9 protein-coding genes and 1 pseudogene are annotated in these 11634 nt (G+C 34.2%); 1 reads left to right on the top strand and 9 read right to left on the bottom strand.

What is annotated here, in order from left to right; translation table 11 throughout:
• The 9 genes and pseudogenes from GKR71_RS07765 to cpxR all read right to left on the bottom strand — a co-directional run.
• A pseudogene (locus tag GKR71_RS07765) lies at positions 1-440 on the bottom strand (UDP-glucose 6-dehydrogenase); the annotation flags it as partial.
• A 111-nt stretch (positions 441-551) separates the two neighbouring features.
• Positions 552-1478: a glycosyltransferase family 2 protein gene (locus GKR71_RS07770; protein WP_154634100.1), complete on the bottom strand. Its 927-nt coding sequence runs from the start codon at positions 1476-1478 to the stop codon at positions 552-554.
• A gap of 27 nt (positions 1479-1505) precedes the next feature.
• Positions 1506-2657, bottom strand: coding sequence for an O-antigen ligase family protein (locus tag GKR71_RS07775; RefSeq protein WP_154634101.1), 1152 nt, complete (start codon positions 2655-2657; stop codon positions 1506-1508).
• A 2-nt stretch (positions 2658-2659) separates the two neighbouring features.
• Positions 2660-3790, bottom strand: a complete 1131-nt coding sequence (locus tag GKR71_RS07780) for a glycosyltransferase family 4 protein (protein ID WP_154634102.1) — start codon at positions 3788-3790, stop codon at positions 2660-2662.
• A 295-nt stretch (positions 3791-4085) separates the two neighbouring features.
• Positions 4086-5123 (bottom strand): glycosyltransferase family 2 protein, encoded by a 1038-nt coding sequence (locus GKR71_RS07785; RefSeq protein ID WP_154634103.1) that lies wholly within the window; start codon positions 5121-5123, stop codon positions 4086-4088.
• The gene (locus tag GKR71_RS07790) at positions 5107-6408 is read right to left on the bottom strand and encodes a hypothetical protein (protein ID WP_154634104.1); all 1302 of its coding nucleotides are present in this window, start codon (positions 6406-6408) and stop codon (positions 5107-5109) included. Before GKR71_RS07790 ends, GKR71_RS07785 begins: the two co-directional genes overlap by 17 nt.
• Before the next feature lie 394 nt (positions 6409-6802).
• The gene (gene wecB, locus GKR71_RS07795) at positions 6803-7921 is read right to left on the bottom strand and encodes a non-hydrolyzing UDP-N-acetylglucosamine 2-epimerase (RefSeq protein WP_336431408.1); all 1119 of its coding nucleotides are present in this window, start codon (positions 7919-7921) and stop codon (positions 6803-6805) included.
• A 958-nt stretch (positions 7922-8879) separates the two neighbouring features.
• Complete coding sequence (gene cpxA, locus GKR71_RS07800; protein WP_036950809.1) at positions 8880-10250, bottom strand: envelope stress sensor histidine kinase CpxA; 1371 nt, start codon at positions 10248-10250, stop codon at positions 8880-8882.
• Positions 10247-10945, bottom strand: coding sequence for an envelope stress response regulator transcription factor CpxR (cpxR, locus tag GKR71_RS07805; RefSeq protein WP_006660535.1), 699 nt, complete (start codon positions 10943-10945; stop codon positions 10247-10249). The genes cpxA and cpxR overlap by 4 nt, the downstream gene beginning before the upstream one ends.
• A 151-nt stretch (positions 10946-11096) precedes the next feature.
• Between cpxR and GKR71_RS07810 the strand changes: the two genes are divergently transcribed.
• Positions 11097-11634, top strand: a 538-nt coding sequence (locus GKR71_RS07810) for a Spy/CpxP family protein refolding chaperone (RefSeq protein WP_154634106.1), incomplete at its 3' end; no start/stop codon positions are given.

Here is an 11634-nt window from a genome sequence, read left to right on the forward strand (position 1 = left end):
CGACCTTCACGTAAGAATTCTGGGGAGAAAATCACGTTGGTGTAACCAAACTCTTCACGCAGATGCTTCGTAAAGCCCACTGGAATAGTGGATTTGACGATAATGGTTGCTTCTGGGTTCAGCTTGTTCACATCGTGAATAACGGATTCCACAGAATTGGTGTTGAAGTAGTTAGTTTTCGGGTCGTAGTCTGTCGGGGTCGCCACAATCACGTATTGCGCGCCTGTATAGGCTTCGACTTTATCTTCGGTTGCACGGAAATTGAGTTGTTTTTCCGTTAGAAACTGTTCGATTTCGGTATCGATAATCGGAGATTGCTTATTGTTAAGCATCGCCACTTTTTCAGGGATGATATCGACCGCCACCACTTCGTGATGTTGGGATAGTAACATGGCGTTAGACAGACCGACGTAGCCGGTACCTGCGATTGCTATTTTCAAACTTGCCTCTCAAGCTATGCTGGGGATGATTCAATATGAAAAGTACTATTTTCTAATTATAATCATGGGTTCTCATCTTTAAATCATTAACTGACTTATAGAGAAAGGTAGTTAATTGTAAGGATGAATTCTTTTTATAATTACACTAGGTAATATTAAAAGTAATAAGGCTCTGAAATTTATTTTGTTGGATAGTGATAATAGACAATATTTGATCTTATCGTGGGCTGAAATTTTTGATGCTATAATGGCAACCCGTAGATATATTTGAGATAAAAATTGTTTCTTTAGATTTAAATTGGAAATATTAATCTGGTATTTTTTATAAATAGTGAGTCCAGTTTCTAAGTATTTTTGATACTGAGAACTAATTTGCTGACCATCCTTATGAATTGTATATAAGATATTTGTTTTTTTGTCATTGGCAAGTTTACCTAGTTTTGACATTCGAATCCATAAATCATAGTCTTGCAAACAATTAAGACTTTCGTCAAATTGCCCTGCTTGTAGAAAAGCATTTTTACGAATACAAACTCGGGAAGTCGAACCAATAATATTTCCCTTTTTAAAAAGGGTCTCTGTACTAGAGCAGTTATCAGTTGATAAATTATATGGTAGTGATGAACGAATAATACAATCTAAGTTATCTGAATATACAAAATTTACACCAGTAAAAGTTAATACAGTATCAGGAGATTTATTCATAATGGTAAATCTATCTTCAATTGATGTTTTAGTTAGAGCATCATCATCATCTAATAAAAAAACAATATCAGTGGGGCAGAGATTAATTCCAATGTTTCTGCTAGCGTTTGCACCTTTAGAGTACTCATTATTAATTAATATTAATTCAATTCCAGAAGGTATTTCTGGATATAAAAAATCTTTTTCTATGCTTTCACCATCATTAACTACAACTATATTTTTAGGGATGACTGTACTTGAAATAATACTCTTTAGGGCCCTACATAAAAAATCACGCCTATCTTTAGTGGTAATAACAATAGATATTAGCTCGTTAGTCTGGTTTTTAGTCAAGGTAGTACCTCATTATAGTCGAATGCTTTATGATAAATTACTTTGGTTATTTTGTTTTTCTTTTTTGATACTTATCATTATTAACAGAATCATGGCTGAGAATGGAACATAAGCACTTGTAATATTATTCGAAGTATTCCAGGAAATAAATAAAAATAATGAGATTAGGCTAATTGATACTTTATAGACATCCTCTTTTTTACAGTAGAAAAGATTTCGTATAAATAAAAAAAACCATATCGCAACAAAAATCAATAGTAATAACCCTGATATAATTCCAGCATTTAACATTGCTTCTATAAAAATATTATGTGGATAGATGCCTAAAATAGTATTATATTTATGCAGGCCTATTCCTAGCCAATTATCATAAATTAAATTAGCTGATGTGTAATAAATATCAAACCTAGAATCTCCGGAGGTAAACATATTGCCAAGTTTATATAAAAAATATTCATTCAGTACATTATTAAGTATAAAAGGCCATGCGATAATTAAAGCTATAAGCAAAATAAATAAAAAACAGAAAGCTTTGACTTTGTTCTCATTATAGTTATTTTTAATATATAATAAGAATGAAAAAACTAGAATTATAACAGATATAATTATCGATGTTCTACCTGCTAAGGTCGTAATTGTAAGCAATAAAATTATTGCATTAGCTAAATAAAAAATATTTAATTTTTTAGATAAAATTGCGAGTGAAATTGCAGCGCAGAAACCTATTCCCAATTGCATTGATAGGATTAAATAACTCAACTCCCCCGCTCCTGATGGAGATATAATACCAGTTGCATACAGAATTAGTAGAATATTAGACCAAGATATAATATACATATGGAGCTTATCCATTCTTATAAATTGATAAATTAACCCTATGCTTGAAACAACGATTATTAATGAAATATATTTAAAAATATCTTGAATTTCTAAAGATATGTCGGCATTAAATCCACTAAGTAATTGTGTAAAAATAAAAGTAACAAATATTAAAACCACAAAAAATCTAGATTTTGATATTATAATTTTGTTAGTTGAGATGATTATACTGAATATAAGTAATGCAGTGGAAAATATGTTAATTAGACTGGAAAAAAATAAATATTTCATGCTTGGTATGTAAAGAACAAGAAAATAGCTAAATGTGACAAGTTGATCTCTAAATTTATTTTTTCTCATGATTATTCTAATATAACTTTATTAATTAGTTTTACCCACTTTTCTTCCCAGAGAGACTTTGAGAAGCCATACTCTACAGTGGAGTATGCATAATCAGAAAGTCTTTTTGATAGTATAGGATCATCTATTACGCTAGAAACAGCATCAATTATTTCATTTGCCTCTGGCTTTACCATCAGACCATTATATCTATCTATAATAATATTAGTCATTCCTCCTACGCTAGTAGCGATTGGAATGCATTTTGCAGCCATGGCTTCTAATAGTGATAAAGATGTACCTTCAGAGCCTATTGAGGGGATTAGTGCAAACTTATAATTTGAATGAAACTGAATGCTATCTTCAGATTTAAAACTTGTAATTATAACTTGCATTTTAAATTTTGATTTTAAATTCTCTATTTTATCTTTGTCCGGCCCATTGCCAGCAAAAGTAACTGTTAATTTTGGATATTTTCTTAACAATACTGTTAATGCTTCAATTGCTAAATCAATGCCTCTACGGCGTACAAATCTTCTTGCTATTATTAAATTCAATGGTCGTTGTTCTATAGGGGGAAGAATGGTATTAGGTATTTCAGTAAAATTAGGTATTACGCTCATGTCGCATGCACGGTTTGAACCATACGTTTTAATCCAGTTTGTGAAGTTATAATCAACACAAACAGTATATTTAGAATTTTGAACCAACTTTTGTGCTTTAAATCGTTGAAGAAATTTATAAGGTATCATTCCTCCAAATTTAATTATGAAATTCTTGAGTGGAGATTCAATAGCCTCAGTATCGAAAGCAATACCATGTTGTATGTTAATACTTTTAAATATATTGCATTTAATACTGTATTGATCAGAACCCCAAATTAATATAGTGTTAATAGGGTCATTGTTCTTTTTGACATTATTATAAACATCTTTTATTTTTTTATTTTTACTTTCAACACCAATAACAATATAATTTTTTTCTTCTATACGAAACTCTTTTTCTGCAATTTGGTAAATTAAAGGTTTTTCTCCAAAGTTTTTGTATATTATAGTGGATAGGACTTTTAGGTATGTTTGTATTCCTCCAATTGTAATCTTTGAACCATCAAATTCGTAGAGTCTATTGATAATTATTATAAATTTACTTTTCATGATTATCCTTTATGTGTTCTTTTGATATTGGCCTATACTGAATTTGGGAATAAATAAATTTATAAACCTACATTGTGAAATGTATACTTTAAATAGGGTAATTATAACTGGCTTTTTGAGTATAATAAATTTTAATAATAGCGTTGTCGGACATATCATTAATTAAGTCTATTTCACATCGTAAACATAGATTATAACTACGCTCTAAAAAATTATTGTACTCGCTTCAGTAAATGTTACTCAGTAGTTTTTTGAGTATTGATTAACTTTGCTAGGATAATATTTTCAATTAAACTCAAAATCCATTGAATTTCAATTTTAATTCTAAAATGTTTTTTTTAATTAACTTAATAGCAAGACCAAGCTTAGTTGGATCTTTCCAATGACTAAATAAAGCTTCTAAAGATGATTTATTGTTTAATCTAAGCATATAGCCGTTTAGTGTATGTCTTCTAGAGAGTTCTATATCTTCTTTTTGCTGCCAATATAAATTTTCATTATACTTATTTGATTCAGCGATACTTTTTTTGAAAACGTTTGCTCCGCCGGGCATGTATAAATTTTTGGACCAATATTTTTCATTCTTTATTTCATTGATGTCATAAGGATTGTTGATATTAGCGCTATTTTCTACCCAGTATGGTAGTTGTCGGTCGTTATATGTCTGTGGTAACGAGATAACGTCAAAATCGCCGCCATAATCAAGAAAACCAGAGTACCAAGAATCTGAAAGAACATACCTGTCGTGAAGAATACATATATTTTTAAAGGACGATTTTTCTATAATTATATTTTTCTTTCGAGTAATCCATCCAAGGTCATCTTGTTCCTTGAACTCTACAAGATGAATATTACTTTTATAATCTAATTCAATACGACTTGTATTTCCACAAATAATTATTTCATAGTTGGGTATGTTTTGCTTTTCTATACTAGAAACTATTTTTTTAATATAGTCATTTCTTTTTCCTGCTGTTATTATCCCAAAAGTCCAACTATCAATGCTTATATCAGAAAAATAGTTGTTCTTAATTAAAATTATTTTATTTCTTTGCCATTCTAGAATGCTAAAAAAACGATTGATTAATACCATTGAAAAACTATTATCAAAGATATATTTACACCTGATATTTAAGACTACTTTACCATTTTTATTTATGCTATTGGCTATTTCTCTAATAGCTATATCGATATTTCTGACCTCATATCTTTCTAAGTGTATATCACACCAATCTATGCCTTTAAAATCATAATATTTATTTATTCTGAAAAGGTTATTTAGAGCGGTGGAAATGGATTTAATTGTACCTTCACCTTTATATTGGATTAACATTTTTAATTACTCGCATGCAGTTAACATAATAAGATATCGAACCACAGAAATAGATAATAGAAGAAAGAAAAAATACAAGTGGGTAGTTAATGTTAAAAATTGCACCTACTATATACACAGCAAGGGATATAATTGCGATTAGAATGCTTACCTTTCTCATAAGGCTAAAATATCCATTTATTGATAACAGTATGGTTCCTGATAGATTTTGAATGGCATTTCCTATGGAAAAAAACCAAAAAGCTAAAACATAATACCCATTAAGTGAGTATTTTCCTGCGGTCCAGATAGCTAACAGTTCTTTGCCAAAAATAGTTAGTGTAAGTGATAATAAAATTGCTACGAGCAGACAAAAAAAAGATAATTTTAGAAAAACTTCAACTGTATCATTTTTCTGTGAATGAAAATTTCGGGTTAGGCGATGAATAAATGTTTCACTTATAATTTTAGAAATTAAGATTCCACCTAGAAATAATTTCATCCAAAGAGAAAATGTTATAAGTTCTTTATTATCAAATAATATAGGGATTAATATATATGATGCATTATATATGAAGGCTTCACATGCGGAAAAAACTAAGTAGCTAGTAGAATTTAAGAAATACAGTACTTTTAACTTATTAATCGATGATAGTATAGTACTAGGCATTAACAATGAAAACATACTACTTTTAAAATAATAATTATTTTTATAATAAATTAAATAAATGGAAAAGATACTACTGCTGAGCATAACAATAGATGTTAAGGTGAATGTATTATCATAAAAGAGGAAAAATGCAGCACTATAAAATGTGATGGACTTGAAAATTTCAACTTTTTGGCAATAAATGAAATTTTCACTTGCTAAAAGTGGTATTTTAAGGTTGTTAAATCCAACGGTCATTGATAGCGTGATACTAAAAAATATTATCGCTAGAGGATTTAACTTGTAATTTCCATAGGTGTAAAAGTTATACATTGTTATTGTGGTAAATACTATGGATGTAACGAGTAACATGATTAAGACTGCAAAAGATAATAAAGAAACATCCTTTGTTAATCTTTTTTTATCTAGAAAACGTTGCCTAAGTCTAGCGTATGCTGGTTTACTTATTCCAAAGTCAAAAAATACCAAATATGTTGCAAGTCCAGTTATTAATAATACGTATGATAATTCATTTTCACCTAATGTGCGTATGAAAATAGCAGGTTGAATAAAGCCAAATATAAAACCAATAGCAACAGTGCTAGCTTTAAGTATAAGAAGCTTTAGTTCATTAGTAGACAATTTTTCTCTAATCATTTATTAATTCTATTATTCTAACTCGATATATTGCTTAAACATCAACCTGAATATTTTAAGTATGAGAATTGGTTTGCTATACTCGTACTATTTTAAATAGTTCTTTTTGATTTGAAACTACTTACTGATTAAGTAGACTAAGGATAGATAGGTAGCCTTAGTTAATATATATCACTCTCTAAATCTGCTTAGTACTATAAGGGGCTTAAGATATAGCATATAAAATAATATTCTAGGACCACTACTTTCGACTATAGATATCATAGCTTTGCTGGTAATGTATTTTTCTAGGTATTTTCTGCTACATATGAAGCCTCTTTCATTATATATTTTTCGGGACTGAATGAAGCCTAAGCATGTCTATAGCTATTGGTTTATAAATAAATATTAATTGTTATTTCTCTACAAGCTTTTCCAATATTTGTAAGCATGCAAAACCATCTCCATAAGGATTATGGGCAAAGCTCATTTTTTCATATTCTTTATTATTGCTAAGAAGGGTATCTATGTTTGCTACAATTTTATTAACATCAGTGCCAACCAATTTAACAGTCCCAGCTTCAATTGCTTCCGGCCTCTCTGTTGTATCTCTCATAACTAAAACTGGCTTACCCAGCGCTGGTGCTTCTTCTTGGATACCACCAGAGTCAGTTAGGATGATATATGCTCTTGTCATAAGATAGATAAATGGTAAATATTGTTGGGGTTCAACTAAATATATATTCTCAATACTTGAAAGAATCTGATTGACGGGGCCTCGAACATTAGGGTTTAAGTGCATAGGATATAGAATTTGAACATCAGGATGTTTTTTTGCAGCGATAGCTAAAGCTTCACAGATACGTTCAAAGCCTTCACCAAAACTTTCACGTCTGTGCCCTGTGACAAGGATCAGTTTTTTAGAGCGATCTAAAAAAGGGAACTGTAAGCTTAAGTTTTCCTGTAATTTTAAATTTGTTTCAATTTTTCTTTGTATTATGAAAAGAGCATCAATGACAGTATTTCCAGTAACTGTAATATTCTGTTCATTGATGTTTTCTTTTAATAAATTATTTTTTGAAGTTTCAGTTGGGGCAAAATGATATTTGGTAAGGGCACATGTGAGCTTACGGTTTGCCTCTTCCGGCCAAGGTGAGTAAAGGTTCCCAGTTCTTAGTCCAGCCTCTATATGACCGACTGGAATTTGCTCATAATAAGCGGCTAAACTTGCAGCAAAGGTTGTTGCGGTATCTCCATGAACAAGCACTATGTTAGGTTCAAAATCTTGAAGAATAGGCTTTAACTCTAGTAGTATCCTTGAAGTTATATCATTTAATGTTTGTCCTTGTTTCATTATGTTTAAATCATAATCAGGGACAATTTCAAATAGTTCTAGTACTTGGTCGAGCATTTCACGATGTTGGGCAGTTACACAACATCGTGCATGAAATCTATTATCATTCGCTAAGGCATGCACTAATGGAGCCATTTTTATGGCTTCAGGACGTGTGCCGAAGACAGTCAGTACTTTAATTTTTGGCATTTTCAAACCTAAATTTAATTACAATATTTTAAATATTATTCTTGCATATTATAAAAGCTGGAGTATTTATCTGACAAGATACATCTTAATTGTATTAGTAGTTATATTTAAAGTCAGAAGAGTTAATATTGGGTGAATATTTTATCGTTCTACGATAGTGATATTCTTTTAAACCAAAAAAAACCCATAGCTACCGCACTGGGTTATCGGGTCCCAGAGCGCCATTGAATTTCAAAATTTAGTGTTTATTAATTGAAAATACTGCACTTTTTGCATAATTGCTCAATTAATAAACGCTGCTTATGATAGCCTTCCTTTATTGGTTGACTCGTGCCGTAAGCACAATCAATCAAAAGCCCTTAATAATAGCACTAAAGTATCGGAGTGACTATCGGTGTGAGGCGCCTAAAAATTGCTACTTTGCCAGTAATCTTCTGATCACCTTTTTGAAACCATTAAGTGAGTTATTAGTATATAGTTCTATCAAAAATTGTTAATTTCACATTGGGTGGCATATTGGTTTGAGTGGTATCTATACTTAGGGGCTAATCTGATAGTCAAGAAAAAGCATGTATACGGCTAGATAGTATAAAAAATAATGATAATCACAGCTGTAACTTGATGTATGTTATTAATATATAAATAGATCACGCCCGTGTGGTGTAGGAAAAGGTAATTACTCGAATAACGATATAATCAATGAAATATAATATTTATAAGAATTGTCTGAGCTATTTCTTACTTACAAGTATATGTGGTAAACGCGTATAGGCAAATATCATTAAATGTTTGAGACACTAATTTCATCACTGTTTGTGAATATGAATAAGTTAATTATCAGGCAGGTTGAGTTTGGTAGGGAATATTCGGCGAAATAAGATAGGAATATATGGCTGATATATAAAAAGGTCTTTGGCATATAAGCACCAAAGACCTTCATAATGTAAGATTAGCGACCGTGTTCTGGCAGCCAAATCTGTAGGCGTAATCCACCTAGCGGGCTGTCGTCAGCTTTTACCCAGCCTTTATGTTGGGAAATCGCTGTTTCCACAATTGCTAAGCCAAGCCCTGTACCACCGGTTTCTCTGTCGCGAGCTTCATCGGTGCGATAGAACGGTCGGAAGATATGCTCGCGGTCAGCAGGGCTGACACCCGGGCCATCATCGTCGACAGTAATCAAAATACCGTTATTTTCTTCTTTGAAATCAACCGCAATATGGGTGTTTGAGTAACGTAGTGCGTTACGCACTATGTTTTCAAACGCACTGCCAATGGCGGATGGATTGCAATATAACGGCCATGAGCCTGGGTGCGACGTGACATCCAGCGTTTTGTTCATTTGCTCCGCTTCGAAGCTTGCATCATCCAGAATATCTCCCCATAACTCATCGGCTTTGATGTGTTCGCGAAGAATTTCATTTTTATGCTGGCTGCGAGAGAGAACCAGCAAGTCATTGATCATGCTATCTAAACGGTGAGTTTCTGTTTCGATGCGCTCCAGCTCTTTACTCTCACCATGGCGGCGACGTAATAATGCCGTCGCTAGCTGTAATCGTGTGAGTGGGGTGCGCAACTCGTGAGATATGTCAGAAATCAATCGCTGCTGGGCAGTGACCATGCCATCTAATGCACTGATCATCTGGTTAAAACTGTTACCCGTCGATAAGAATTCTTGTGGACCCGATTCTAGCTCTGGGTGTGGGCGCAAGTTACCTTTTGCCACATCGTCCGCCGCCATTTTTAATTTACGGGCAGGGCGAGCCAAGCTCCATGATAGCCATAATAGCAACGGTGCGCTGATTAACATTGTGGCAATCAAGAGTAAAAATGGTCTGTCAAACAAGAGGTTAATAAAGTCTGATTGCGGGCTGCTTGCAGGGCGAACTAAATAGAGTTGGTAATGATCTTCACCGTCTCGAATAGAAAATGGGCCCAAAATTTCTGCGCGTCCGTACTTTTTCTTCTTCGGATGGTCGGCATTATCTGATTGACCAATAAAGTTGCGGATCACCTGCATTTCACTCGGCATCGCACCAATCACGCGGCCTTCACTGGTCACGATAATCAGCCGTTGCCCTGGGGGCGCCCATTTTTTGATGGCGTTGGAAATCCGTCGCCACCAAAGTAGGTCGTTCATTGGAGCTTGCGCGAGTTCGGCTTCGATGTGTTGCTCAAGCATCTCCCCTTGGCGTTGCTCACTTTCCATCAGGACGGTGAGCTGCCGAGAGTCGAGCTTAGGCACCATCAGCACTAGCATTAATACTAGTGCGAGGGTAAACCAGAAAATCGCAAATATTCGAGCTGTTAAGCTGTTGATCATGTGGCAGAAACCATCAAGTAACCGCGTCCACGCAAGGTTTTAAACCAAGGTTGACCATCGGTGCGTTCTGGAAGTTTGCGGCGCAAGTTTGAAATATGCATATCAATCGCACGGTCAAATGGCGTGAGGCGCTTACCCAAAACTTCTTGGCTTAAATGCTCTCTTGAAACCACTTGCCCTAAATGCTGGGCTAATAGATAGAGCAAAGTAAACTCGGTGCCGGTTAAATCAAGGATTTCGTTATCGAAGCTGGCTTCTTGACGACCCGGATTGAGCTGTAATTTATCCACTTGTAAGGTTGGGGTGTTGCTGTTGTCCCCTTGAGTTTGCTCGCTCCAGTTTGAGCGGCGCAGTAACGCACGAATCCGCGCTACTAACTCCCTATCGTTAAATGGTTTTGGTAAATAGTCATCGGCACCGAGCTCTAAGCCCAGCACTTTATCTAATTCACTGCCACGCGCCGTTAACATAATGACTGGCGTTTGGTGAATTTGGCGTAACTCTTTTAATGTCTCAATACCGTTTTTCTTCGGCATCATGACGTCGAGTAATAATAGGTCAATGGATGAATCGATTTGTTGTAATGCTTGCTCACCGTCATAAGCGATGACAACATTGAAACCTTCCATTTCCAGCAGTTCTTTTAAAAGCGACGTGAGTTCACGGTCGTCATCAACTAATAGGATTTTATGCATTAATTAAGTCCTCCAACTGCCAAAATACGATAACAATCTTCACGTTTCCATGACTTTACGTTCTTTTACATGCTCTGACGCTAGTTTGCAGCCGACCGCGTATATTTAACTCCATTGAATCACGAGCATCGTTCGGAGACAAGGTATCTAAATGCAAAGAATAGTACACAGAACAAAACACAGTTCAGTACATAAAACAGCCGCATACGTTTTAGCTTCTGCATTTGTTTTCGGGCCAGTCGCTGCGTTTGGTGAAGCATCTGAAAGTAGTGTTAATGATGAACCATCATTAGTGCTTCAAATGCAACCGGACCAGCCACTACAAACCACACATATTGCTATTCAGTTTCAGATCCCTGAATCATTAAATAGCGACGAACGTGCCAGTGAATTTATGTTTAATGGTATCACGTTGAGTGAGAAACAGCGCCAACAGCTTCGTGACTTGATGGCTACCCAGCGCCACCGTCATGGTGAAAATGTTGCTTCAATACAAGAACGTGAGTCATTACACAAACTTATTATAGCGGATCGCTTTGATGATAAAGCTGTCCGAGCGCAACTTGAGAAACAATTGCAAAAAGAACTGGATGAACGCGTTGAGATGGCTCGTATCCATCACGAGCTTTACCAGTTACTGACGCCAGAGCAAAAGGCGCAGCTTGAGCAAATTAATCAGCATAAGTTCG

Source organism: Providencia sp. wls1922 (genome assembly GCF_009706505.1).
GTDB classification, from domain to species: Bacteria; Pseudomonadota; Gammaproteobacteria; order Enterobacterales; family Enterobacteriaceae; genus Providencia; species Providencia lanzhouensis.

Bases quoted from the DNA above. Each gene is read 5' to 3' on its own strand.
- GKR71_RS07775 (WP_154634101.1), bottom strand. From the start codon at position 2,657: ATGAGAAAAAATAAATTTAGAGATCAACTTGTCACATTTAGCTATTTT.
- cpxR (WP_006660535.1), bottom strand. From the start codon at position 10,945: ATGCATAAAATCCTATTAGTTGATGACGACCGTGAACTCACGTCGCTT.
- GKR71_RS07780 (WP_154634102.1), bottom strand. From the start codon at position 3,790: ATGAAAAGTAAATTTATAATAATTATCAATAGACTCTACGAATTTGAT.
- GKR71_RS07790 (WP_154634104.1), bottom strand. From the start codon at position 6,408: ATGATTAGAGAAAAATTGTCTACTAATGAACTAAAGCTTCTTATACTT.
- cpxA (WP_036950809.1), bottom strand. From the start codon at position 10,250: ATGATCAACAGCTTAACAGCTCGAATATTTGCGATTTTCTGGTTTACC.
- GKR71_RS07785 (WP_154634103.1), bottom strand. From the start codon at position 5,123: ATGTTAATCCAATATAAAGGTGAAGGTACAATTAAATCCATTTCCACC.